Origin of the sequence: Streptomyces sp. NPDC004284 (assembly GCF_042874035.1) — a bacterium.
In the GTDB taxonomy this organism is placed as follows: domain Bacteria; phylum Actinomycetota; class Actinomycetes; order Streptomycetales; family Streptomycetaceae; genus Streptomyces.
This window is the reverse complement of record NZ_JBIAMJ010000008.1, coordinates 245,666-268,934: the sequence shown is the minus strand read 5'-3', so window position 1 is coordinate 268,934 and position 23,269 is coordinate 245,666. Positions and strand designations below refer to the sequence as shown.

Sequence of the window (23,269 nt, the reverse complement as noted above, 5' to 3'; positions counted from 1 at the left end):
GGGGCTGTTCGGCGAGAGTGCGGATTCGGTCCCGGCCGGGACGGGACTGCGGAGGCTGGGTCAGCAGGCAGTCGTCGAAGACGGTGCCGTCGTCGGGACGGTCCAGCCGTGGTGGTCGGTCCAGCCGTAGTGGTCGGCGACGGCGGCCGCGGCCGCGAGCATCCCGCGTACGGGATCGGGGTTGGGGTCGGGGTCGGGGTCGGGGTCGGGGTCGGTCGCCTACGAGGCAACCGTGGCGGTCGGCGGTGCGGGTTGGTCAGCGCAAGACATGACCGGCTCCTGGCGGCGGGTTCCTCCGGGTGCTCAGGCAACCGTGACGAGGCCGGTCGGGTTCAGAACGAATGCCGGGCATCACCCGGATCAAGCTGCACCAGCTTCAACCTGACTACTGCGAAAGCGAATTAACACAGCTCTCTGCCTCCACTCGAACCAACAGCGCCTCACGGCGCACACAAAAGTTGAGCCAGAATCCGAATCCGAATCCGACCTCCCGCTGATCAGCGGGAGCGATCCGAACCGGAAAGACGCACCGGGGTACAGTCCTGAACATGGTGATCGGCAGGGGCTTCCACGAGGTTTCCGGCGCGGACATCGCCGGGATACTCGACGAGGCCGCCCGACAGGGCATTCCCGCGTTCACGCTCTCCACCGCCGGGCGGACCGACAAGGAGGCGTTCTTCAGGGCGGTGCAGGAGGCGCTTCCCCTGGACCCGCCGCTCGGGCCCCACATGGTGTGGGACGCCCTCTCGGATTCGGTCTGGAGCGGGCTTCATGAGCTGGACTCTCCCCGCGTGGTCATCGTCTGGCCCGACGCCCGGCCCGTCGCGGACGCCGAGGGCGATTTCCGGATCGCGCTGGACACCCTCCGCGACCTGGTCACGACCCTCGCCGAAGCCCGACATACCTGCGGAAGGCCGACCCAGGTCTCGGTCTCCATCGCTCCGGCCCCGAGCGATGGAGAAACCGTGTCGGCGAAGGGCTGAGCGACCGCCTCACCCACCCCCGTCACTCCGTGAAGCGGTCGCCGCCTGGCCTCCAGAGCCGGCTGAAGAGGTCACGGCGACGGCATGGCTGGTGTGACGCTGCCCGTGCTCATGAACAGAGCCGCCCCCCTAGCGCACCCGTCCTTCCGGGCCGGCCGAGGTCGAAGGAAGCGCGGCCGGTCGATCCTCCGCCGGCGTCGTAGGTTCGGCTCATGACCGATGGATGGCGGAGGGACCGGATCGGGGCGGCCCTGAAGGGCGAGAACCCGACCGTATTACGACGGCTGACAGCAGGGTTCGCGGTGATCGGCGACGTGCAGTTCCTGCCGGGATACTCGGTTCTCCTCGTGGACGAGCCAGGTGTGCAGCGGCTTTCCGACCTGCCGCGCAGGCGGCGGCTGTCGTTCCTGTCCGACATGGACCAGCTCGGCGAGGCGGTCGAGCGCGCCTGCCGGCGCATGGACCCGGCTTTCCTGCGGGTCAACCTGGAGATCCTCGGGAACAAGGATCCGTTCCTCCACGCCCATGTGTGGCCGAGGTTCGGGTGGGAGCCGGCCGATGCCGCGTGCGCTCCGGTCTGGCTCTACCCACGCGACCGGTGGAGCGACGAACAATTCAGGCTGGGCCCCCGGCACGACGCGCTCCGGAAAGCGATCACCAGCGAACTGGACCGGTTACGCGCCTGACCGCGCCCAGGCGGTACCGATCGGTCCGGGGTGATCGGACCATCCCTGCGCGAGCGGGGGGACAGCGGAGGGCGGCGGAGTCTCTGGGTGGGCGGATCGCCAGAGGCCGAAGAACCGCGTCCACCACGTGGGCCGCGCTGCGAAGTACCCGGAGTGCCCTCCTCACGGAGCCCTGGCACCGCGTCCGAGGGCCGATCGCGGGAGCCGGGTCGAGGTCACAACAAGCGGCCGACCAGCCCGTCGATGTAGTCCGGGGTGAGCGGGATCATGCCGAACAGGACGCGGATGTACATCGGGGCCAGGATGTGGTCCAGCACGTCGAACGCGTCGGGTGCGTGCTCGCCGCGTTCGCGGGCGCGATCGAGCATGGACTGCAGTTGCCGGGTGCGTTCGGCACGGAGGTCGGCGCCGGCCTGCTGGCCCTGCTGACCGCTGCTCGACAGGGCGACGGCCAGGTGCAGCACTGCCGGACCGTCGGGTCCGGTGATCTCGCGGGCCACTTGGGCCGCGTAAGTGCGCAGGTCGCCGGCGAGGCTGCCGGTGTCGGGCATCGGCGACTGCGCGTTGAGACGGGTGAGCACCACGTCGGTGAGCAGGGTTTCCAGGTTGCCCCACCGGCGGTAGATGCTGCTGTCGGCCACGCCTGCGCGGGCTGCGACCTCGCCGACGGTGAAGTTGCCGTAGCCGCGCTCACCGATCAGGTCGGTGACGGCCTGGTGCACCTGCGCGCCGACGCGGGCGCTGCGCCCGCCGGGCCTCCGGGCTGGCTGTCGCTCGTTCATGCCCTCCACCTTAACGCAGCTATCACTTGCGTTTACGAGACAACCCTCCCTACAGTCTCCTAACGCAGTCGACGACTGCGTTAGAGCGTTCAGGTGTACCGCCGCCCGCGTCGACCGCGGCGGGGCGCGGCTGACGATGGAGAGGAATCCTCATGGCTGTATCGCATGCGGGCTTAGGCAGTCGATCGAACCGGGCCGTGCTGCTCGCGGTGACCTGCCTGGGCCCATTCATGGTCCTGCTCGACAACACGATCGTCGGAGCGGCGCTGCCCGATATGCAGCACCGGCTGCACACCCAGTTGACCGGTCTGCAATGGATCGTCGACGCGTACGTACTGCTGGTCGCCATGCTGTTGCTGTCCGGCGGTATCTTCGCCGACCGGTTCGGCCGCAAGCGGGTGTACCTGACCGGCGTGGCGGTGTTCACCGCCGCGTCGGTGCTGTGCAGCCTCGCGCCCTCGCTCGGCTGGCTGGTCGTCGGCCGGGTGCTGCAGGGCATCGGGGCCGCGGCGCTGAGCCCTGCCTCGCTGGCCCTGCTCGCCGCCGCCTACCCCGTACCGCAAGAACGGATCAAGGCGATCGGACTGTGGGCCGGACTCAGCGGAATCGGTCTGGCCGCAGGCCCCGTGGCCGGCGGCGTGCTGACAGACGCCTTCGGCTGGCCCGCCATCTTCCTGGTCAATCTGCCCATCGGCGTGGTCCTTCTGCTGGTCGGTCTGCGCAGCCTCGAAGAGGCCCGCAATCCGAGCGCCCCCGCGATCGACGTCCCGGGGACGGTGCTGTCCGTTCTGGGGGTGGGGGCGCTGACCTACGGACTGATCGAGGGTGGCGCCCGCGGCTGGACGTCGCCGGTGATCCTGGGAAGCCTCGCCGCCGCGGCGATCCTCCTCGCCGCCTTCGTCGCCGTCGAAGCCCGTCGCTCCGCACCGATGCTGCCGCTGCGGCTGTTCCGGCAGCGGCTGTTCACCGTGTCCAACACCGCCATGATCGTGGTGGGGTTCGCGCTCATGGGCTCGTCGTTCTTCTTCTCCCAGTTCTTCGTGTACGTCCAGGGCAGCTCGATCCTGCGTGCCGGCCTGCAGACCCTTCCCCTCTCCCTCGCCATGGTGATCGTCGGCCCGTACGCCGGCCGGCTCGCCGCCCGGTACGGCTTCCGCATCGTGGTCACCACCGGCCTGGCCCTGGCCGGCCTGGGCCTCCTCGCGCTCGGCATGGTGCACGCCGACACCGGCTACGGAAACGTGTGGTGGCGGCTGGGAGTCGTCGGCATCGGCTTCGCCCTGACCATGTCCCCACTGACGGGAGCCGCCATCCAAGCAGTCAGCCCCCAGGAAGGCGGCCTCGCATCAGGCATCAGCAGCACCACCCGGCAGATCGGCGCGGTGCTCGGCGTGGCAGCACTCGGAGCCGTCGTCCGCACCCGGCAATCCGGTGGCGCTTCCTTCGAGACCGGCCTCGACAGCGCCTTCGTCGCGGCAGGCGCCGTCACCTTGGCCGCCGCCGTGTTCACCGGCCTGTGGCTGGCGAGGTCCAAGCCCGCGGAAGGCTCCGCGGCCCCGCGACGCTCCACCGATCCGGATGCGGTCACCACCTCGAACAAGGCGGCCGCGAGCAGCCCGAACTAGACCAAGATCATCCCATGGCCCGTTTCTGCCGCATCCGGGTCACACCCCAGCGGGACCGGCACGCCTCCGGCCTGACCCTCACCTTCACCGCCACCGGCATCGAGGGTGAGGAGGAACGAACTGCACGCCCAGTCGAATCCGAACCCTGCCCCGGCAAAGGAGCGCGCACCTTGTCGCCCGACCCGACCACCGTCCACCCGTTGCCCGCCCATGAGCGCGTGGTGTTCCTCAGACCACTGGTCACCTCGCCGAACATCGACGTGGGCGATTACACGTACTACGACGACCCGGACGGCGCCACGGACTTCGAGCGCCGCAACGTCCTGTACGCCTACGGTCCGAAGCGTCTCGTCATCGGGAAGTACTGCGCGATCGCCTCGGAGACCACCTTCCTGATGGCCGGCGCCGAGCATCCGACGACGGGGGTGTCCACCTACCCGTTCACCATGTTCGGCGGCCGGTGGACCGAGCAGACCCTGGACATCGTCACCTCCATGCCCAGCCGCGGCGACACGGTCGTCGGCAACGACGTCTGGTTCGGCCACCGGGCGACCGTCATGCCCGGCGTACGGATCGGCGACGGCGCCATCATCGCGGCCGGAGCGGTGGTCACCGCCGACGTCCCGCCGTACACGATCGTCGGCGGCAACCCGGCCAGGCCGATCCGGCAGCGCTTCGACGACACCGACGTCGAGCGACTGCGGCGCGCCGCGTGGTGGGACTGGCCCGTCGAGCTGGTCACCGAGCACGCCCGCACCATCATGGCCGGAACCCCGGCCGACATCGAACTCCTCTCCACCGAGCACGGATTGGACAAGTCCCTTTGAGTCATTCGCTCCAGGTATCCATCGAAGAACACGCGGTGGCCGACTGCGCGGCCGGACCCTACGCCCTCACCACGGGACCGGACGGCGCGCTGTGGTTCACCCTCGTCCACAGCGGCCGGATCGGTCGTCTCGTCCCCGGCGAGGAGCCGACGAGCCGCCGGCTCGACCCCGACTGCGGGCCGACCGTCATCACCACCGGCCCCGACGGCGCCCTGTGGTTCACCGAGTACCGGGCGGACCGGATCGGGCGGATCACCACCGGCGGTGTCATCTACGAATTCGCCCTGCCCACACCCGGCTGCGGACCGTTCGGCATCACGCCTGGCCCCGACGGAGCGCTGTGGTTCACCGAGACGGCCGCCGACCGCATCGGCCGCATCACCGTCGACGGCCGCATCACCGAGTTCCCGCTCCCCGTCACGGGTGCGTTCCCCTCCGCGATCACCACCGGTGACGACGACGGGATGTGGTTCACCCTCAACCAGGCCAACGCCATCGGCCGGATCGACATGAACGGCGCGGTCACCCTCCATCCCCTGCCGACGGAGGCAGCCGCCCCCGTGGGGATCGCGACAGGCCTCGACGGAGCGCTGTGGTTCGTCGAGATCGCCGCCGGCCAGATCGGACGCATCACTCCGGACGGGCACATCACCGAGTTCCCCCTCCCCGACCGCACCGCACGGCCACACGCCGTCACCTTCGATGGCGACGGCACCGCCTGGTTCACCGAATGGGGTGGCAACCGCGTCGGCACGATCACCCCCGACGGCTCCGTCACCGTCCACGACCTGCCCACTCCCCGCTCCGAACCGCACGGCATCGCCCTCGGCCCCGACGGAGCCCTGTGGACCGCGCTGGAGATCGGCGCGCTCGCCCGCATCACCCCGGTGGACAGCGCCACCTGAACAAGCCCGCCCTCCTCACAGCCCATCAGCAACGGTCGCCCGCACGGCGACCGGAGAGGAGCCTCCATGAAATACGCACTCGTGATCTTCGAGACGGGCGAGTCACGCCGTCGGATCCAGGCCGCCCGGGCCGCGTACCGCAAGGAACACGAAGGCTGGATCGGCAGCCTCGCCGCGGCCGGGAAACTCGTCGGCGGCGAGGCCCTGGAGACCGAGCACACCACTCCCGAGACGGTGCGGACAACAGTCGACGGGACACCGGCAGCGGCCGACGGGCCCGCGCAGGCCGGCGAGGAGACCCTCGGCGGCTGGTTCATCATCGAGGCAGCCGACCGCGAGGAAGCCATCGAACTGGCCGGGAACCTCCCCACCCCGGAGACCATCGAGATCCGTCCGATCCTCGAATCCGCCTGAACAACACGGGGTACCGTCCTGACGACACAGCGCCCGGCCACCAGGTCGCCACTGCGTACCGCCCGGTTTCGCATGATCATGCCGCCCGGGCATCACCGTCAGCCGTGACGGGGCGTTGCGTGCGATGACGAGTGATACATGGAGCCTTTTCCAACCCCCACGATGACGTGTGGTGAAGGAAGAGGATGGCCTTCACGATGTCGGTGATGCGGTGGATGCTGCACCGGGGCTTCCGTAGAAGCCGCCAGCTCTTGAGGGTGGCCATGGCCTGCTCACCCAGACAGCGGATCTTGGCGTGAGTGCTGTTGTGCCGACGCTTCCACCGAGGCGATGCCCCGGCACAGGACCCGGACGGGATGGCCGGCACCCTGATATGCTTTTTCGGCATCGCCGATGGCGGTCCAGAGCTTCAAGACCTTGCCCTGCCTCAAGGCAGCGTAGGAGCCGGGCTCCCTCTCAACCGTGTCGGGGTGGGCGGCGTCGAAGGTCACTTCGAGGGAGCTTTGCTCCTTGTTGAAGCCTTGCTCCCAGGTACCTGTTCCGGACCAGGCCAAACTGTCGTACCAGGAGACGGCGACGCAGACTTTGTCGGCGACGAACGTCCCGTCCTTCCTCGGCGTGATGGTGCCGCCGTCAGCATCGCTCCACGTAGTCGTGAATTCGGCCGGCTTCAGGATGACCGGTTCACCTTCGGGCGGCGGCATGACGGTGAGCCTGCCTCAGGCCGTCAGAGGGAGGGTCGAAGCGAGCAAGATCAGCGCGGTACGACGGGAACGCAACACACTCCACGGCGATGCCGTAGAGGCGTGTGTCGGTGACGGTGAGGGTGTCGGGGCGCCCCAGGCGTCGGGCCGCCCAGAGACGAAATCACCGCAGTTCCGGGGAGGCCGGCCCCTGGTGTGGGGCGGCGCGGGCCTGCGCGAGACGCGGTCCGAGCGCATCCGGGCCGGGACCTTCACCGGCAGGTTCCGCAGGAGGTGGGCCAGGCGGAGTGCGTCGTATCCGGCGTCCACGATGACGAGGACGTCCGGATCGCCTTCCTGTCACTGACCCGCAGCGGTCAGCCGCTCGACCAGGTCGCGCACCTGCCGGGCGGTGACGGTGGCCGTGTCGTCCCCAGGCTCAAGACGCGACGCGCCCAGGGGTGCGCCCCACGAGCTGCGGCCGGGTTCCAACGTGCAGACGATCGAGCGGGGTCAGCCGGGAACGGGGATGTGCCGCTCCTTTCCGCGTCGACCCGGCCCTGGGCGAGCGCGGCGTAGAGACCTCCGTGACCAGGGTGGTGTTCGCCCACCAGCGACAGCTCGACCGGCGACCTCACCGGTCCGTCCCCGCACGGAACAGCGTCCGCCAGCTCGAACAACACATCCGAACGGTCAGTGGGACAGGAGCAGAACGCGCCCCGGAAGCCTGACGGTTCCGCCACCGGCTCTCGCCGGGCAGCGCAATGCGGCAGACCCGCCCCCACGGCCTTCGTACTGGACGTGTGTGTTCCTTGGTCGGAGCACATGTTCAGACGAAGGCCGCTTCCGTGCAAGGCGGTTACCGGACCGAGTGATCAAGTACGACGCACTGTTCGGCGGCGCACGTTAAAGATCGAGATGGGCGCTGTCCGGCTTGTCGGGGTCACCGTTCCGCGGCCTGCCGCGCGCGCCTCCGGGGTGCCTCAGCAGGGGCGGGAGGAGGGGCCGCCGAACCTAGCCCAGATCGGCGTCCAGTCGCGGGTGTAGAGGACGAGGTTGGTGTCGGCCTGGATCCGCAGCCAGGCTCCCAGATCGCCGCACCTGTTCGTGCCCGTGGCCCACATCGGGTTGCCCGCGCTGTCGTAGATGACGACGTTGCCGTCCCGCTGCATCCACAGTGACGCGTTCGAGCCACGGGTTCCGGTCTGCCACTTCGCCGTGTAGAACGGGGCGCCGTGGAAGTAGAGGACGACGTTGCCGTCGCTCTGCATCCACAGCTCGTACCAGCCGCCCGGTTCGGTGTTGACGGCGATGTACGTGTCCGGCGTCAGGCACTCGCCGGGGGCGAGGTAGTCGTGGTACCCCCAGCCCTGCGGGGGTGTGGTGCAGTTGTAATCGGGGAACACCTGAGTCGTCACGCCGCCCGCGGCCGTCGTCGGCCGCGAGAGGAGATGTTTCTGCTGGGCTTCTCGCAGGGTCGGAAGGCCCTTGAGAGACGCGGACGGCAGCGTAGGGACCTTGGTGTCCCCCTTCTTCGGCCAGTCGGACTTGGCGGGCCCCGGGTGGGCCATGCCGGAGGCCGCGTGCGCGGCCGGGTGCGAGCGGCCGGCAGACGCCGCCCTCTCGGCTCCGGAAGCAGTCGATACGCCGGTGGCGCTGAGCGCGATCGCGGCGAGCGCGACGCCCGCCATGGTTCGTCTGAGGTTCATGCCGACATGTCACCGCGTGGTGTTCAAGAGTCGGTCAACAGGCGATAAACGGACCCCGGGCGCGTCATGGCGGCATCGGCAGGGCCGCGTCCGCCGGTCTCCGTCGCCGGCCCTGGCGACATCGAATGAGGTCTCCCCTGCTCGAGCGGAGCCGAGAGCTCGGGGAAGGACGGATGAGCGCGCGAAGCTCCTGGCGGACACGGGTGGTCTTGGTCGAAAACCCGTCCACCAGGAGCTTCGTCGTTGCTCAGGACTGTCCAGTTCGCGGTCGGCTCCGCCGGCTCGGGAAAGGATCAGTACCAGGCACGAGATCCCTCGTCAGACCGCCGGCTCAGAGGCGGAAGGGATTGGCCCCCTTGGCGGCGATGACGTACCAGGCGGTCGCGCCGGTGTGCAGGGAGGCGTAGTAGCGGTCGCCCTGCCCGGTGTCGAGGCCGTCGTGCGAGGCCGCGACGATTCCCGAACCGTCGGCATTCGGGGCGTGGGCCTGAGCCTTCTGCAGGGTGGCCATCAGTGCCGCGGCCTTGTCGGAGTCCCCGGCGGCCGCGCGCGCCTGGTAGGCGGCCAGCAGGTGCGCGGTGCCCTCGAACCAGACGCCGGAGGTGTCGACGGCGCTGAAGCTGACGCCGCTGAACATCGGTTGGCCGGTGGTGGGGTCCGCCGGTCCGTCGGTTGCGGCCATGCGTCCCGCGACCCAGTCGACGGTGCGTTCGTAGGCGGGATCGCGCGTGGCGAGATAGCTCCAGGTCTGGATGTCCTCCGGTACGGCGTCCTCGTTGACGGTGACCCCGTCCAGGCCGGTGCCGGTCCACAGGTGGTTGCCGTCGGCGCTGAGCATGGTCTTGACGAACGCGAACGCGTTGTCCGAGCGGCTCTTCCACACCTGGTCGCCGGTGAGCTGGTTCAGCATGGCGAAGAAGGCTCCGACGTCGATGTTGTGCTCGGTGGCCTTCCAGGTCCGCTTGACCATGCCGCTGCCGTCCTCGGCCGGGGAGATGTCGGCGTAACCGCCGGTGTAGCCCCCGGCTCCACGGTCGTCGGCGGAGTTGGTCTGGATCCAGTTCGCCGCCCGCAGCGCGCCGTCGAGGTACCTGCTGTCGCCGGTGGCCTTGTACAGGTGGCAGAAGGCCATGCCGGCCCAGGCCATGTTCCCGGTGTAGACCGACCAGCCACCGATGTAGGGGGTGCCGACCGGGTAGTCCCGGCCGAGGATGGTGACGAACGGGTCCGGCAGGTAGGACGCCCGTATCCGGCCGTCGTTCACCGGATCATGCGCCTGGGCGTACAGCAGGCTGTTGCCCAGGATCCTGGCGCGGTCGAGGGCCTCGCTGGTTCCCTGCTGGAGGAACGCGTGGATGACGACGGCGTTGTCGTAGGTGAACGACGACTGGTAGCCGTACGGACCGAACGTGGACCCGGGGGCGAAATGGCCGCGCGCGTAACTCTGAGGCACGCCCAGCTTCAACCCCGGGACGGTCGGCGGCGCCGGTTCCGGCTGGATGGGGACTCCCCCTTCGAAGTCCGTTTTCACGATGGAGCTGGACCGGTCCTGGGCATCGATGAGGAAGTCGGCGGCCCGGTTCACCGATTCGCTCCTGTAGTTCGGGTCGTACGTGAGTGTCTGCACCGAGGGCTTCGACGATCCGGGGGTGGCACTGCACCGGAACTCCCGGCCGCCGGTGCTGATCTGGACGTACGCCTGGGTCAGGCAGCTGCTGAGTGCCTGCTGGCCGTAGGCGTTCGGGTGGATGGCTTCCTGTTGGCTGCCCTGGGCGCCCCAGGGCAGGGCCAGGTACGGCACCCAGCGCACCCACTCGGCGTCCGCCGCCGTGAGCGGGGTGGCCAGGCTGTTGGCGGCCGTGGCCTGTTTGGCGTCACTGCTGCACAACTCGTGCCCGGTGAAAGCGTTCTGCAGGTCGAGGGAGAAGGCGTCCCCGCGCCGTGCGGCGCTCTTGAGCATCGTGTTGATGGCCGGAATGATCTGGCGCCTGGCCCAGGTGGCGTCGTCGTCGTAGAAGGGGCATCCGCCCGACTGGTAGCGGTTGTAGGTCTCCCCCGGGTAGCGGTAGTGGTCGGCGTCGGCGATCGGCCCCGGATAGGACTGAGCCACCAGGCGGTAGCTCCTGCGGTCGTAGCCCAGGCCGGACATGGCGTCGTGGATGGAGTTCATCGTGTTCACCACCTTGTCCTCGACGCCGCCGAGCCGGCCCTGGAACTCGTCGTTCAGCACACTGTCGCAGTGCGCTCCGTTAGCCATGAAAGTGGCCGCGCACTTGGCCACCAGCCCGGAGAAGTCCAGGTCGTTGCCGCCCACCGAGAGCACCACCAGCCTGATCCGGTAGTTCTTCGCCAGCGCCCGCAGCTGTGCCACCTGCGCTTCCTCGCCCTTGAACCCGCTCTGGACCACGTGCTCCGTGGTCGCCCCCGAACAGGCCAGGTTGAACCGCCGCTCCCGCGGGATGCCTTCGATCTCGGCACCGGAGATCTCCGACACGTCGGAGCGATCGCACTTGTTGCCCCCGTCGTAACCGGTGTCTCCGTAGACCCGCGCCGAGTCGTGCTGACAGCCGCTCTCATCGGCGTTGCACTCGTAGGCCGCCCGGTCCGTGCCCCAGGCCGAGCCGCCGTTGCCGGTGTTGGCGTTCCCGGCCCACCGGCCGGCCTCGCCGGAGATGTAGCTGTCGCCCATCGCCACGACGGCCAGCGGCTTCTGCTGCACCGTCCAGGTCACGACGGTGTTGTTGCCGACGCCACCGCTCCGGGCGACTTTGAACGCGGACAGGTCGGTGCCCACCTCGTCGTAGCCGTTGGAGCCGATGTACGGGTTGTCCCAATGCAACTGCACCTGGCGGTTGTCATCGCTCCCGGACAGGCAGTTCTCGGTGACGTACCGGACGTACCCCTCCGTCCCGGTCATGATCCCCGCACTCTCCGACGCCCACGCCGCAGCCCGATCCCGGCTGATCAGCGGCGGAGGCTCGAAGGACCAGATGCCGTGCTGCAGGCCCCGCTGCTCCAACGTCAGGTCACAGTTCGTGAGGTTCCGGAAGCTCACACTGGTGCTGCGCACGGCGTCGGGTATCGGCGGCACACAGGGGTCTCCCTCCTCCCTCACACCGAACCCGGCGCAGGGCGGAGCCGGGGCACTGAACTGCACCGCGTAGTGATCGGAGCACGCGGGACTCACCGCGGCCCCTGCCGAGCGCACCTCAGCACTCAACGCCGGGTCGGGATCGTTGGTGACCATGTAGTCATAGTTGGAAACCGGTGCTGGTGGGACTCCGTTGCAAGGGTAGGTGTTGGTCGGGCTGCTCACGATGCGGGCTCCCGCCGGACCCGGGACCCAGGTCGGCTCCCGGTTGAAGTCGCCCATGACCGCCCAGTGCACGCCCGGGTCGGCCGCAGCCGCTGCCAGTTCGACCGTGGCCGGCCCATCGGGACCACCGGGCGAGTTGGTGTGGATGGAGTAGAAGATGCCGCGTTCGCCGGCGGCGTTGCGGATGTCCACCCCCAGCGCGGGCCGATAGTTTCGCGGGTCGGAATCCTGCGGCAACATCAGGATGTTGTCCGCCCGCACCTTGGTCACCAGCGCCAGTGCCCGATTCTGCCCTTGAGTGATCAGCTTGTAGACGTGCAACGGCTGACCGCCCGGGTTCCAGTCATAATGGAACACCCGAAGAGGAGCATTCGGGTTATTTAGCGGCCATACCAACTCTTCGTTGTAGTGCGCGGCGTACGGGGTGTTCCGCACCTCTTGGAGCGCCACTACGTCATTGTCAGCGGCCAGGTTGGCTATGTCGTCGTCCCAGCGCTCGACGGAATTACTGTACCGGATGTTGAATGTCGCCGCCCTGAAGTGGCTGACGGCCTGGATGGCGGGAGTGTCGGCCAGGGCGGGATGTCCACCCAGCACGGCGACCAGTCCGCTGATCAATGAGAGAACGAGGAGAAGACTCAAGCGTCTTGGTCTTCCCCATGGGCTTCTTCTCATCCGAGTTCACGCACCTCTCTATCGATGAGATATGACAACAGGATCCGGGTGTGACCTTGCGATACGACGCAATGAGGGATGAGGCGAAGAGGCGGGATCTGCCCCCGCCCGGACGTCGGATCTTACGAGGCGCAGAGCCGCCTTCATTCCCCACCATCAAGCCCTGCTCGAAAACAGGGGAAGCAGTAGCCGGAAAGCCGATGAATTCGCCATCGGCAGTCGTCTGCGCCCGGCACCGAATGAAGCGCAGAGCAGGCTCTCCAGGTTCCACATCGACCGCACGGCCACAAATCCGTGACACCACCCGACCAGTCGATCCGGTGGTCACGACTTCCCCGGTGCACCCCTTCGGGCAGCGGTGCATCGCCGACGACCTCCGGCCAGAGCTGCTCCGAATCGGCGTGGAACTGGCACGGTCGGACACCCCGCAAGGCCGAACTGCGCGAGTCTCATGAACCCCGCTCAGACAGATCAGCTACGCCCGCCGGCTCCCCTCGCCCGCCGGCCCCACCGACAGATCGAACCACTGCCGTAACATCACCCGTCCGGTACTTGCGTCCGGAACCCCGGCTCCACCCTTCACGCGGACCAGTATCGCGATGGCCTCTTGCGTCGGGCTAACGTCTCACTATCGCGTCGTCGCTGGTCAGAGACCCTGAACGACCTTCTTTCCGCACTGCCCTTGGCCGTCCGTGTCTCGGTCGCCGAACGAGAAACGACGCCCACCGCGGTCGCTGCTTCAAACCTCGACGTCTGCCCGTCGACAAGGCATACGACATACCTGGGTTGCGAAAATGGCTCCGAGGGACACGCATAGGCGTCTGTATCGCACGCAAGGGAATCAAGGGCGGGACTGCAGGGAATGGCTGCACGTGATCAACGCCTGCAATGTCATGGCGAACCGCAGCGTTCAGGGATCCGAGAAACTCGTTTTCAGTCTCTCAGGAGGGCCGCTCCGACCTGGCGATCTGGACACATCCCGGATCAGTCCTCCCGGCTGCGGGCCCGATGCCCACCTCGAGGGAATCCCTTTTATCCTTCTCCCGCCTGGCACACGCCACCGTGTCATCGAAGACATCGCGGCCTGCAGCTCTTCGGCCCTCACCATGCCGTCTGCCGATCCGGGGAGTTCCCGACCACGACGGTCCCGAACAATACTCCGTCCTCGATACAGGAAGGCACGGCGGTATAACTGCTCAAAGAGCCATGGGCCACCCCCTCAAGGTGGCAGCCCGGGACGGCTCCCCCATCAGCGCCTCCGGTACCGCCCGGCAGGCTGAGATGGACCGCACCTTCCTCTACCGCCACCGGGACCTGCTCGCCCTGGTTTACGCCACCGAGCTCGAACCCGCCACGCAGAACCCGGCGAGCGCCACCCCCGTCAACCGGCCTCCGTCCAGGCCGACCCGGCCGACGTCCAGGCCCGCAACACCCGACTCATGGTCCGCATACAGCAGAGGAGCGCAAGGCTGAACTGGAGGCAGTCCGGGACGCCGACCAGAGCCCTGAACCAACGCGAATGGCCAAGCTCTGGGATCCAGAAGAACCTTGACCAGGAGTCCGGTGCCTTTCCCCGAAGGCGGGGCGGCTGCGTATCGTGCTCCGGACTCCGGCTTCGGCAGATCGATCTGCACCGAGACAGGCCGACGATGTCCATGGATGCGCCGACAGCGGCGCCCCGGAGTTCAGGACCGTCCCCGCAGGCACGGGGAGCGGCGATCCGGGCGGCACCGGCGGCACGGGCGCTGCCACGTACAACCCGAGAACTCATGAGAGTTCCACTCGCGCCTGGCCCTCGACCTGAGCCTGTATCACCCCCACCCGGTCTCGGGCCTCAGCACACGGTCAACCCTTGAGGGCGAAGAAACGCATCGGCGAGTTCGGCCGGAACCCGATGCGCGGGTACACGGGCGCTCCGGCGGCGGTGGCGTGCAGGGTGGCCCGGGTCAGGCCGGTGGCCCGGCCTCCCTCGTACAGTGCCTTGCGCGTCACGGCCTCGCCGTATCCGCGGCGTTCCCACTCCGGGGCCGTGGCGACGAGGACGACGAAGAGCCGGCCCTCCGCCTCCACCGTCGCCGCGCAGGTCACGGGAACTCCGTCGCGCAGGCCCAGGTAGGCGTGCACCTGCTCCTTCCAGAGGGTGGAGCCGGCGAGGCCGTCCCGGCCGTCCTCCAGCGCGAAGCCGTACGCCCTGGAGTTGAGGTCGGCGTACGCCTGAAGGTGTTCGTCGGTCGACACGCGTACGAAGGTCAGGTCGGGGTGGACGGGCTCCGGCAGGGGCAGCAGGTCCCCGGCCATGCCCGTGCCCGGGAAGGCGTGCACCAGACCCGCCCGCTCGGCCGCCGCGTCCAGGCCGGCGCGCGCCTCGTCCTCGATCAGGTCCTCGAAGACCCACAGGAAGCCCGGCTGCTTCTTCGAGCGGATGACCTCGGCCGCTTCCCGCAGACGCCGCTCCAGGAGAGCGCCGTCCGCCCCGACCTCGGTCAGGGTGACGCAGTTCCAGAAGGCGAACCGGCAGTCGGCCCAGCGCACGGCGATCCCGGGGAGGTCACGGACGTCCGCGCCCTCGTCCCGGTCGAGCACCATGGCCCGCCAGACCACGGCCAGTTGCTCCATCGATTCGACCGAGTCCCCGAGAACTGTCAACAGAATCCCTCACTTTGCCGAGGTGCGCGGACTTGCGGGCTTTCCGACGAGTCAACCACCTTTCCTCGCTGTGTCCCAGACGGCGCGAACACCACGGCGCGGGCGCCTCGCACCGTCCTGGGAAGACGCACGACGAAGATCGACCCGGCGCCCACGGTGCTGCGGACCTCGACCGTGGTTCCGAGACGTCCTTTGGCGAAGCCTCGCAGGGCGTCCGCCTCGGCCGGATCGACAGTGAGACCCCAGCGGTGCTTCGTGGCCACCCACTCAGACAGGTACCGGCAGCGTGCGGACTCTGGTGAGGCATCCGGGTGTTCGGGTCCTGGTATGTCTTGGTCCGGTTCGACCCTGCAGTCACAGCGACGAGCGAGATCGGGGCGCTCACGTCGTCGGCTGACGTCTCGCAGCGTGCCGCTGTCCACTGAGGCTTTTTCAACCTGACGGTGTTGGCTGCGTGTTGTACAGATCGGTGGAACGGCTAAGTTCCTGGTAGACGGATTCTCTATCAAGATCACTTGCGTCTGCCAGGGGCTTCGCGTGCTCGTCTACCCGTCCTCGATTGATCTGCCCAACCGCCCTTGCGGTTCCTGACCGGGCGGCTGAAGGCCAGGCGGCAGGAGATCGGGACGCGTCGGCGGCGCCTTCCCGCTTCGCGACAGGCCCTGCTCGCCCTGGCTTGCCCGAGGTGCGGTGACACCTACGCCCAGCCGGCCTCCGGGTTCGGCATCGGGACCGTCTACCGATACATAGACGAAGCCGTCGAGGCCCTGACCAGCCCCGCCCCGTCCCTGGCCGAGGCGATGCGGACGATCCGGGAGAAGGCATTCGGAGCCGGATGACGACGCCCGGCCGAGGAGTACGGCCGCGACGGGCGCCATCCCTGCGCCCGGGCCGCGTATCCGGCGCATGGACCGCGGACCACACAGCCGGAAGCCGGCCCAACCCGCCTCCGCCTGGGGGGATTCCCTGGTTCCGGGGTGGGGCTGGCCACACGCCCGGCCCGGGGGACCGTCGGATGTCCCGGTGATCAACGGCTCCGTAGTGTCCTCGTCATGACCAACACCACGACCCGCACCCGCTCCCGGCAGGCGGTGCAGCGCAGGCGAGTACGCCGGTCCCTGGCTGCCGCGACCGCCGTCGTCCTCACCGCCCTTGCCGCCGCCCCGGCGATCGCGGCGTCCGAGCCTCGCCCGGCACAGCGGAGCACGGCGCGGGGGGCCCTTCTCGGTGTCACTCCCGTCGCCGACCTGAACCGTGCCGAGGTCGCCGCGTTCCTCAAGGACGCCGGCATCGACCCGGCGACCGTGCGCCACGGTGTGCGCGGCTATCGGCTCACGTACCGGACCCTGACGCCTCGGGGTGAACCGACCACCGCCACCGGCCTGTTGGTGCTCCCCGAGGGCGGCGAGCGCCGGCTCGACCTGGTGGCCGACACGCACGGCACGATGGTCCACCGCGACTACGCGCCGTCCGTCGCTGAGGACTTCGGCCTGTACGCGCCCTATCTGCACGCCGCCGCGGGCCGCGCCGTCGCCGCCCCGGACTACCTCGGGCTCGGCAAGGGCCCCGGCCTCCATCCGTACATGGACACCGCCTCCTCCGTCTCCGCCTCGCTCGACATGCTGCGGGCCTCCCGCACCGCCGCGCGTGCACTCGGCAGGCCGCTCACCGGAGACGTGTACGGCACCGGGTTCTCCCAGGGCGGCCAGGTCGCCATGGCGCTGGGCCGCGAGCTGGCGCGGGGCGCGGACCGGCACTTCCGGCTGCGGGCGCTCGCGCCGATCGCCGGACCGTACGACCTGCAGGGCGCCGAGATCCCCGCCCTGCTCGACGGCCGCATCAACGACATCAGCGGTGTCTTCTACATGTCGTACTTCCTCACCGCGCAGAACCGGCTGCACCCCATCTACGACAACCCGGCCCAGGCCTTCCGGCAGCCCTACGCGGGGTACGTGGAAGAACTCTTCGACACCCGGCACACCGAGGAGGACATCGTCACGAAGCTGCCCGGCTCGGTGAAGGAACTGCTGACCGACGGCTTCTACGAGCGGCTGCGGCACCCGGACGGCGGTCTGCTGGCCGCGCTCAAGGCGCAGGACGGGACCTGCGACTGGAAGCCCGACGTTCCGGTACAGCTGCACAGCGCGACCGGCGACACGGACGTGGCGATCGCCAACTCCGTCAACTGCGCGACCGATCTGGCCCGCAACGGTGTGACGGCCCCCGTGATCGACCACGGAAAGACCGGCCACAACGGGTCCTTCAAACTGGCGGGGCCTCAGATCGTGCGCTGGTTCGACAAGCTCGCGCGCCCCTGACACGCGGTTTCGTGTGCCGGTCGCGCCCCGTTCGGCAGAAGCCGGTCGACCGGCCTCTCTGTCCGCGCCGCACGCCGCCTCAGCCGCCGGCACCGTTTTTGTGAAAGCCGTTCAGATGACACCCTGCGTGGGGATACAGCGGCAGGTAACGGAGCCTGCTCCCCGCATGTGCAGGGATGGCCGGAGCGAGCTGGTGCCGCCGGAGGCGATCGGGGAGCATATGACCTGCCGGGCGTTCGCGTCGAACGTCGCCGACGGCGACGGCGACGGCGACGGCGACGGCACGCGGAATGCCGCCCTGGCGGGACATCGAGACCGCGCACGATGGTGCCTAGGCCACGCATCGAAAGTGGATCTTCACCCGTAGGGTGGCGGGCGTGGCGGAGGCTCAGATATTGTCGTTCCTCGCTGCAATCCCGGTGCTGCAAAGACGGGCGACCGGGCAACGGAAAACCGGGAGTTCCCGTTGCGTGCGCCCGTACCAACCATCTTTCGTCACAGCCATCCGTTGACGGCTGCGACGAGAATGACTGCTTCGTAGCGGACCGCGAGCTTGTCGTAGCGGGTGGCCACGGCACGGTGTCTCTTGAGGCGGTTGATCCCGCACTCGACCGTGTGGCGCTCGCGGTAGTCGACCGGGTCGAAACACGGCAACCGACCGCCGCGGGAGTCGAGCCTTTGACCGTTGCGCGCCTGGTCGGCTTTGTCCGGTATGGTGCAGCGGATCCCGCGGCGGCGCAGGTAGGCACGGTTCTTGCGGGAGGCGTACGCCTTGTCAGCCCGCACCCGATCGGGACGGACAAGCGGCCGGCCCGGCCCGGTGCGAGGCACGCGGACCTTCTCCAGCACCGTTTCGAACTGCGGCGAGTTACCGCGCTGTCCCGCCGTCACTACGATCGACATGGGCTTCTGGCCCTGCTCGACCGCCAGGTGCAGCTTGACGGTGAACCCGCCACGCGACCGTCCCAGCCCATGATCACGGGGCTCGGTGAAGATGCCGCCCGGTGGTTCCTTCCGCAGGTCGCCCTGCTTACGGGCCCCGGCCGCGTGCTGATGGGCGCGGCAGACCGTGGAGTCGACGCTCAGGTCCCACGTGATCGCGCCCTTCGCATCGGCCAGGGACTGGAGCCGGGTGAGGATCCGGGGCCAGGTGCCGTTCCGCTGCCATCGACGGAAGAGGTCGTAGACCCGGTTCCAGGGCCCGTATTCGACAGGGATGTCCCGCCACGGAACGCCGGTCCGGACCCGGAGCCGTATACCGTCGATCAGCTGACGACGAGGCCGGACAAGCGGCCGGCCCGCCTTCATCCCCTTCGACAACAACGGCTCCGGCACCGCCCACTGCCCGTCCGTGAGATCTCCCCACCCCATGAACCACGATCATTCACGCCTCAAGATCCACTTTCAGCACACGGCCAAGGACGATGCGGTGGAGGGCCGCGTCGGCCGCCCGATCACCGCCGCGGGAAAGGCGGTGCTGGTTGCCTCTGCCACTGGAGACGGGGACCGGTGCGGCTCCGCACAGGACAGCGAAGGAAGCCTCCGGCCACATCCGCTCGGGGTTGCCGCCCACCGTGCAGACCCCGCCCGGTCCGGCCGCTTGCGCGAGGCCGTCCTGGCCAAGCTGACGAGAGTGGTCCTGCTACGCAGTACCGGACTGCTCGGCGCCACGATGCTCAAGTGAGCCGGGGCGGTACAGCACCTCGTCCTGGCCACGGCTCTCATCGGCCTCGGAGCGGCGGTGAACCTGAGCGCACCGACGGGGGCCGCGGGCCGCCGCGTACTGCTTCTCGGGTTGGCGTTCTGGGCCGGGGTGGCCGGGTTGTCGTACGCCGGTGTCCTGCCGACCAGCGGGTGAGTCCGGCGGTCGCCAGGGCTCGTCCGCCTTTGACAGGCCTCAGCCGCGCGGCGTCCAGGTGCGCAGGAGCGCGGCGATCGCCCCGGCACTGCAGGTGGGGTCGCGCAGGAGGTTCCGGAGGGCCACCGCGTCCTCCCTGGTGGGGTGGACCTGGATACCGGAGGCCTCCAGGTACATGACGCCCGTCGCCGCCGCCACGGCCATGTTGGAGCGATCCAGCCAGCGGCAGCGGCCGAGGACGTGCACGAGGGCGGCCGCGCGGGCGTAGGGGCCGTCGTAGACGGGCTGGTCCAGGATTTCGGCGCGGTGACAGGCGACGGCGGCCACCGGTACTCCGTAGTCGTCGGGCGCCGGGTCGTCGGCACCCGCGAGCTCGGCGACCTGGAGGATCCAGGGGACGTCGATGTAGAGCTCCATCAGGCGGCCCGGGCCCCCGTGGCACGCTGCGCCGCGCCTTCCGCCTCGTCGAAGAACTCCTGGTGCTCATCCAGGAAGCGACGTGCCGCGTCCAGCCCACGCCGACGCATGCCGTCGGCGTCGTCCCGCACGAGAGAGGCGATGTAGTCGCCCAGGCTCAGGCCGCGGTCCTTGGCGCGGGCCCTGGCCAGTTCCGCGATGTCGTCGTCGACGCGCGCGCCCAGCTGTGTCTTTCCCATCCCCGGATGGTAACAAGTGTTACCACCGGAGGGAACCCACTCATTGCCGGCTTCGACGGCTCACGGGCCTTCGCATCGCGTGGGATGTCCCGGCCCCCGCACTCAGTCACTTGACTGCGCAGGACTCCCGGAGAGCCTGCCTCGGCCGCACCGACAGCCAGAGCGGGCACGCGGGAGGGGTACCGGGGCGCCCGGATCCGAGTCATTCGACGTTCCGCGGGGACCTTCCCAGCCCCGAATCCGGACTCACAAGCCCAGCACGAACACGAAGGCAGCATCTCGTCGCCGTCCCGTGCCCCCCCCCATCACCGCTCCGGCACACCATGCCGACGACGGCCCGGCATTCCGTGCCTGCCCCCATCACCCCGTCCGAGAGGGAGCGAGCATGCCGTTCATCACCGTCGGCCAGGAGAACACCACCGCGACAACCAGGAACCTCGCCTCGTCACCACACCCTCGCTGACCTGATATTTCGCCCCACAGAAACAGGATGAAAACGACTCACTGGGCACGTTCACGTGTACGCCGACATGTGGCGACGGAGAGCCCCAGAGCGCCCGCCGTCAGTCCCTTCATACTTGCGCTGTACGTAATACTCGCAACCACCCGCCCAAACGGCAGCGTCATCGATCGCACATCGCCGGGGCCGTTGTCCGCCGACCCCACCTCCTTCGTCTACTGCGTCCACGTCGGAAGCCGGCCTTCGTCGGTTCCGCGGCGGACGACTCCGGCTCGCAGCCGCTCCGCCAGATGATCGATTCCCGGGGATGTCGGTGACCGTGTACTGGGGTCCCGCTGGTTCCAGGTGGTCAGGCCGGTCCGTAGATGGCGCTGTCGGCCTTGGTGATCAGTGCCCAGTACCGGTCGCCGTAGGACCAGTGCCACCACTCGGTGGGGTAGTTGACGAAGCCGGCGCCACCCATGGCTCGGGCCAGGAGGTCGCGGTTGCGGCGTGCTCGGGCTGATAGTCCTGAGGCGTCCAGCGGACAGTACTTCTCGTCTCCGGTGCGGTGGCCGTTCACGGCACCGCCCATGTCCAGCTCGACGCCATCGGCATCGATGAGCGTCAGGTCGAGGGCCGCGCCGGCACAGTGTGGTGCCACCTCGACCGGGGAGACGAAGGCGCTGGCCTGGCGCCGCAGGTCGGCAGGGTCGGTGATGCCGGAGCGGCGCAGGCGGTCCTCGTAGAGGGCAAACCGCCGCGCCTGCTCGGTGCTACTGCGATGCCCTTCTATGACGAGGAACCTGACGCCATCGGGAAGCCTCTCGGATGCTGAGCGCAGACGCTCAAGCACGCCGGTCCTGACGCGGCCGTAGGCCCCGGCCTGGTCTCGCTCCCGGGGGTCCAGTGCGATCGCCGGAACCGAGGCGATCTCTGCGAGAGGCTCGCCGCAGTCGTGCACCAGAATAACGATCACCTGGGGATCGCTCAGCAAGAGCATGGATCCTGAGACTAACCGTCGGGGGCCTGCGGCGAGATCCGGCCCCGCGTGCTGCCGGCACGACCGGCCCTCAACGCCGGGCCTGCAGGCCGGGACCTGCCGTCGATCGCGGAAGCGGCCGTTGATGAGAACTCCCGAAATTCCCCGCGCATGCCGACGTTCCCCATTTGGTTGACGGGGCAACGGATGTACGGTCAGCCGGTTTAGGTGGGTGCGTGTGGGTGCGCGACCGAAGGCGTACCGGCCGACGGCCGTGAAGGACGACGGCCAGGCCGGTCGCCATACTTCGGGTGGTCGCGCACGGACACCCGTAAGCCCTGAGAGGGTCGGCGGGCTCCACCTGGAGACGGAGGAGAATACGTCCGCAGAGCGATCCGCCTGCGGCCGACAAGCTGCGATCTTCGATGTCGAACGGGCCACTGGGCTTGCTGGATCGAGGAGGCACATATGTCCCGCAGCGTCGTGGGCGCGCCGATGGGTATCGGACGGCTTCGAACTGCGTGGAAGGCCGCGCACGAGTCGGTGCCCGGGGTCTCGGTGTGGACGCGGCGGCTCGCGTACGCCGTTCCGCTGGTTGTGCTGCCGTCCGGCATCTGGCGGTTGCCGGCAGTGTTCGACAGCGGGTTGAGCGTGGGTGAGCGATTGTACGTCCCGATGCTGTCGGTGGTGTCCGAACTGTTGGCGTTCACGACGATCGGGCTGGTCGCGCGCTGGGGCGAGGTGTTCCCTGGGTGGCTGCCCGGGCTGCGCGGCCGCCGTGTGCCGGTTGGGCTCGCGGTCGTGCCCGCAGCGGTGGGGGCGACGGTGCTGACCGTGCTGTTCTCGCTGTTGACTCCCATTACGACGATCATGGGGAAAACCATCCGCGGCGACGAACTCCCGTCCGACGCTCCCGGGCAGGCCACCGGGATCGCGAGCGTGTGGTTCTACTCCTGCTACACGCCACTGGTGCTGTGGGGGCCGCTGCTGACAGTGCTGACAGTGGCGTACTGGCGGCGCCGACGCGGGGGTGGCGTGTCGGCAGCTGCTCGCTAGTGTCCGGCGTTGGCGATGACCTCCCTGAGGGCTCGGCTCGTGCGCGGCGTACCCGCCCCGGTCAGCGCCAGGAGGGTGGGGAATTTCAGCGAGCAACTCCGGCCCATCACCGAGCAGGGGGTGGGGAGGTTCGAAGAGTTCCATCACCGTGAACGGGAAATCGCCCGCACACCGTGAACGGGAAATCGCCCGCAGGCCCCTGCGCGGAGGCGGCGAAGGAGTCCGGCATCGGTGCGTGAAGACAGAGTCGGACTCCTTCGCGACCGCACTCCGTGTAAAGACCGACGACCTGCTGAAGGATTCGCCACAACTCGCTCCCGGGCGGCCGGCCGTGGGCATCGCGCCGCAGCTCAGCGACGCGAAGCTGGTCACCTTGGCGATGATGCAGGCAAGGTCCGGCTTCACCTCCGAGGCCTGCTGGCTGCGGAGCGCACGCGCCCACCTCCGGCACCTGTTCTCCCCTACCTACCCGAGCAGCCCGGCCGCAACAAGCGGCTACGCAAGGCCGCCGACCTCATCCGCCGCGTCACCCGCTTACTCACCCACGTACTCGCCCGCGACACCACGCTGTGGACCGACGACGTGTGGATGGTCGACTCCACTCCGGTCGAATGCGGACGCTTCCGCGAGACCGTCGAACGCTCCGAGCCGGCCGGGTGGGTCTAGGGCGTGTCGTGAAAGTGGATCAAGGTCTTAGATGATCACGGTT

General features: G+C 68.8%; 19 protein-coding genes and 4 pseudogenes. 11 read left to right on the top strand and 12 right to left on the bottom strand.

Annotated features, from left to right (window positions below; translation table 11 throughout):
• The first annotated feature begins 548 nt into the window (after positions 1-548).
• On the top strand, positions 549-983 hold the full coding sequence (locus tag ACFYUS_RS22690; protein WP_388854811.1) for a barstar family protein: 435 nt from the start codon (positions 549-551) through the stop codon (positions 981-983).
• Positions 984-1,195: 212 nt separating this feature from the next.
• Positions 1,196-1,669 carry a diadenosine tetraphosphate hydrolase gene (locus ACFYUS_RS22685; RefSeq protein ID WP_388854808.1) on the top strand — a complete coding sequence of 158 codons (474 nt, stop codon included), beginning with the start codon at positions 1,196-1,198 and terminating at the stop codon, positions 1,667-1,669.
• Between the two features lie 215 nt (positions 1,670-1,884).
• On the opposite strand, the gene ACFYUS_RS22680 is transcribed toward ACFYUS_RS22685, so the two are convergent.
• Positions 1,885-2,451, bottom strand: coding sequence for a TetR/AcrR family transcriptional regulator (locus ACFYUS_RS22680; protein ID WP_388854805.1), 567 nt, complete (start codon positions 2,449-2,451; stop codon positions 1,885-1,887).
• A gap of 152 nt (positions 2,452-2,603) precedes the next feature.
• Here ACFYUS_RS22680 and ACFYUS_RS22675 point away from each other — a divergent pair, with 152 nt between their 5' ends.
• The 4 genes from ACFYUS_RS22675 to ACFYUS_RS22660 all read left to right on the top strand — a co-directional run bounded on the left by ACFYUS_RS22675 (position 2,604) and on the right by ACFYUS_RS22660 (position 6,222).
• Positions 2,604-4,076 carry an MFS transporter gene (locus ACFYUS_RS22675; RefSeq protein ID WP_388854802.1) on the top strand — a complete coding sequence of 491 codons (1,473 nt, stop codon included), beginning with the start codon at positions 2,604-2,606 and terminating at the stop codon, positions 4,074-4,076.
• Positions 4,077-4,246: 170 nt separating this feature from the next.
• Positions 4,247-4,903, top strand: a complete 657-nt coding sequence (locus ACFYUS_RS22670) for a CatB-related O-acetyltransferase (protein WP_388854799.1) — start codon at positions 4,247-4,249, stop codon at positions 4,901-4,903.
• 35 nt (positions 4,904-4,938) lie between these two features.
• The gene (locus ACFYUS_RS22665; protein WP_388854796.1) at positions 4,939-5,808 is read left to right on the top strand and encodes a virginiamycin B lyase; all 870 of its coding nucleotides are present in this window, start codon (positions 4,939-4,941) and stop codon (positions 5,806-5,808) included.
• A gap of 66 nt (positions 5,809-5,874) precedes the next feature.
• On the top strand, positions 5,875-6,222 hold the full coding sequence (locus ACFYUS_RS22660) for a YciI family protein (RefSeq protein ID WP_388854793.1): 348 nt from the start codon (positions 5,875-5,877) through the stop codon (positions 6,220-6,222).
• Positions 6,223-6,298: 76 nt separating this feature from the next.
• Here ACFYUS_RS22660 and ACFYUS_RS22655 read toward each other — a convergent pair whose 3' ends face one another.
• The 5 genes and pseudogenes from ACFYUS_RS22655 to ACFYUS_RS22635 form a co-directional block, all read right to left on the bottom strand.
• Complete coding sequence (locus ACFYUS_RS22655; RefSeq protein ID WP_388854790.1) at positions 6,299-6,487, bottom strand: hypothetical protein; 189 nt, start codon at positions 6,485-6,487, stop codon at positions 6,299-6,301.
• Between the two features lie 7 nt (positions 6,488-6,494).
• Positions 6,495-6,926 (bottom strand): hypothetical protein, encoded by a 432-nt coding sequence (locus tag ACFYUS_RS22650; RefSeq protein ID WP_388854787.1) that lies wholly within the window; start codon positions 6,924-6,926, stop codon positions 6,495-6,497.
• An 85-nt stretch (positions 6,927-7,011) separates the two neighbouring features.
• A pseudogene (locus ACFYUS_RS22645) lies at positions 7,012-7,732 on the bottom strand (transposase); the annotation flags it as partial.
• Between the two features lie 156 nt (positions 7,733-7,888).
• On the bottom strand, positions 7,889-8,614 hold the full coding sequence (locus tag ACFYUS_RS22640; RefSeq protein ID WP_388854784.1) for a hypothetical protein: 726 nt from the start codon (positions 8,612-8,614) through the stop codon (positions 7,889-7,891).
• Between the two features lie 331 nt (positions 8,615-8,945).
• The gene (locus ACFYUS_RS22635) at positions 8,946-12,572 is read right to left on the bottom strand and encodes an endonuclease/exonuclease/phosphatase family protein (protein WP_388854781.1); all 3,627 of its coding nucleotides are present in this window, start codon (positions 12,570-12,572) and stop codon (positions 8,946-8,948) included.
• 732 nt (positions 12,573-13,304) lie between these two features.
• Here ACFYUS_RS22635 and ACFYUS_RS22630 point away from each other — a divergent pair.
• Positions 13,305-13,451: pseudogene (locus ACFYUS_RS22630) on the top strand (IS5/IS1182 family transposase); the annotation flags it as partial.
• Positions 13,452-14,450: 999 nt separating this feature from the next.
• Here ACFYUS_RS22630 and ACFYUS_RS22625 read toward each other — a convergent pair.
• Positions 14,451-15,221 carry a GNAT family N-acetyltransferase gene (locus ACFYUS_RS22625; protein WP_388855175.1) on the bottom strand — a complete coding sequence of 257 codons (771 nt, stop codon included), beginning with the start codon at positions 15,219-15,221 and terminating at the stop codon, positions 14,451-14,453.
• 567 nt (positions 15,222-15,788) lie between these two features.
• Between ACFYUS_RS22625 and ACFYUS_RS22620 the strand changes: the two are divergent.
• Positions 15,789-16,078 (top strand): annotated as a pseudogene (locus ACFYUS_RS22620) (IS5/IS1182 family transposase); the annotation flags it as partial.
• Between the two features lie 225 nt (positions 16,079-16,303).
• Positions 16,304-17,569: an alpha/beta hydrolase gene (locus ACFYUS_RS22615; RefSeq protein WP_388854778.1), complete on the top strand. Its 1,266-nt coding sequence runs from the start codon at positions 16,304-16,306 to the stop codon at positions 17,567-17,569.
• A 495-nt stretch (positions 17,570-18,064) separates the two neighbouring features.
• Here ACFYUS_RS22615 and ACFYUS_RS22610 read toward each other — a convergent pair whose 3' ends face one another.
• The 5 genes from ACFYUS_RS22610 to ACFYUS_RS22590 all read right to left on the bottom strand — a co-directional run bounded on the left by ACFYUS_RS22610 (position 18,065) and on the right by ACFYUS_RS22590 (position 21,525).
• Positions 18,065-18,940 (bottom strand): IS5 family transposase, encoded by an 876-nt coding sequence (locus ACFYUS_RS22610; RefSeq protein ID WP_388854775.1) that lies wholly within the window; start codon positions 18,938-18,940, stop codon positions 18,065-18,067.
• Between the two features lie 13 nt (positions 18,941-18,953).
• A complete protein-coding gene (locus ACFYUS_RS22605; protein WP_388855172.1) occupies positions 18,954-19,121 on the bottom strand; it encodes a transposase in 168 nt (55 codons plus the stop codon).
• Between the two features lie 345 nt (positions 19,122-19,466).
• Positions 19,467-19,844 carry a fic family toxin-antitoxin system, toxin component gene (locus ACFYUS_RS22600; RefSeq protein WP_388854772.1) on the bottom strand — a complete coding sequence of 126 codons (378 nt, stop codon included), beginning with the start codon at positions 19,842-19,844 and terminating at the stop codon, positions 19,467-19,469.
• Positions 19,844-20,083: a hypothetical protein gene (locus ACFYUS_RS22595; protein ID WP_388854769.1), complete on the bottom strand. Its 240-nt coding sequence runs from the start codon at positions 20,081-20,083 to the stop codon at positions 19,844-19,846. The genes ACFYUS_RS22600 and ACFYUS_RS22595 overlap by 1 nt, the downstream gene beginning before the upstream one ends.
• 809 nt (positions 20,084-20,892) lie before the next feature.
• Complete coding sequence (locus ACFYUS_RS22590) at positions 20,893-21,525, bottom strand: M15 family metallopeptidase (RefSeq protein WP_388854767.1); 633 nt, start codon at positions 21,523-21,525, stop codon at positions 20,893-20,895.
• Between the two features lie 447 nt (positions 21,526-21,972).
• On the opposite strand from ACFYUS_RS22590, the gene ACFYUS_RS22585 reads away from it, so the two are divergent.
• Both ACFYUS_RS22585 and ACFYUS_RS22580 read left to right on the top strand, forming a co-directional pair.
• Complete coding sequence (locus tag ACFYUS_RS22585; RefSeq protein ID WP_388854764.1) at positions 21,973-22,560, top strand: hypothetical protein; 588 nt, start codon at positions 21,973-21,975, stop codon at positions 22,558-22,560.
• A 235-nt stretch (positions 22,561-22,795) separates the two neighbouring features.
• Positions 22,796-23,220 (top strand): annotated as a pseudogene (locus tag ACFYUS_RS22580) (IS982 family transposase); the annotation flags it as partial.
• Between the last annotated feature and the right edge of the window lie 49 nt (positions 23,221-23,269).

What these genes read in the sequence shown, in the direction of transcription:
- ACFYUS_RS22690 (WP_388854811.1), top strand. Translation starts at nt 549, where the DNA reads ATGGTGATCGGCAGGGGCTTCCACGAGGTTTCCGGCGCGGACATCGCC.
- ACFYUS_RS22685 (WP_388854808.1), top strand. Translation starts at nt 1,196, where the DNA reads ATGACCGATGGATGGCGGAGGGACCGGATCGGGGCGGCCCTGAAGGGC.
- ACFYUS_RS22680 (WP_388854805.1), bottom strand. Translation starts at nt 2,451, where the DNA reads ATGAACGAGCGACAGCCAGCCCGGAGGCCCGGCGGGCGCAGCGCCCGC.
- ACFYUS_RS22675 (WP_388854802.1), top strand. Translation starts at nt 2,604, where the DNA reads ATGGCTGTATCGCATGCGGGCTTAGGCAGTCGATCGAACCGGGCCGTG.
- ACFYUS_RS22660 (WP_388854793.1), top strand. Translation starts at nt 5,875, where the DNA reads ATGAAATACGCACTCGTGATCTTCGAGACGGGCGAGTCACGCCGTCGG.
- ACFYUS_RS22655 (WP_388854790.1), bottom strand. Translation starts at nt 6,487, where the DNA reads ATGGCCACCCTCAAGAGCTGGCGGCTTCTACGGAAGCCCCGGTGCAGC.
- ACFYUS_RS22650 (WP_388854787.1), bottom strand. Translation starts at nt 6,926, where the DNA reads ATGCCGCCGCCCGAAGGTGAACCGGTCATCCTGAAGCCGGCCGAATTC.
- ACFYUS_RS22640 (WP_388854784.1), bottom strand. Translation starts at nt 8,614, where the DNA reads ATGAACCTCAGACGAACCATGGCGGGCGTCGCGCTCGCCGCGATCGCG.
- ACFYUS_RS22625 (WP_388855175.1), bottom strand. Translation starts at nt 15,221, where the DNA reads ATGGAGCAACTGGCCGTGGTCTGGCGGGCCATGGTGCTCGACCGGGAC.
- ACFYUS_RS22615 (WP_388854778.1), top strand. Translation starts at nt 16,304, where the DNA reads ATGACCAACACCACGACCCGCACCCGCTCCCGGCAGGCGGTGCAGCGC.
- ACFYUS_RS22610 (WP_388854775.1), bottom strand. Translation starts at nt 18,940, where the DNA reads ATGGGGTGGGGAGATCTCACGGACGGGCAGTGGGCGGTGCCGGAGCCG.
- ACFYUS_RS22605 (WP_388855172.1), bottom strand. Translation starts at nt 19,121, where the DNA reads ATGTGGCCGGAGGCTTCCTTCGCTGTCCTGTGCGGAGCCGCACCGGTC.
- ACFYUS_RS22600 (WP_388854772.1), bottom strand. Translation starts at nt 19,844, where the DNA reads ATGGAGCTCTACATCGACGTCCCCTGGATCCTCCAGGTCGCCGAGCTC.
- ACFYUS_RS22595 (WP_388854769.1), bottom strand. Translation starts at nt 20,083, where the DNA reads ATGGGAAAGACACAGCTGGGCGCGCGCGTCGACGACGACATCGCGGAA.
- ACFYUS_RS22590 (WP_388854767.1), bottom strand. Translation starts at nt 21,525, where the DNA reads ATGCTCTTGCTGAGCGATCCCCAGGTGATCGTTATTCTGGTGCACGAC.
- ACFYUS_RS22585 (WP_388854764.1), top strand. Translation starts at nt 21,973, where the DNA reads ATGTCCCGCAGCGTCGTGGGCGCGCCGATGGGTATCGGACGGCTTCGA.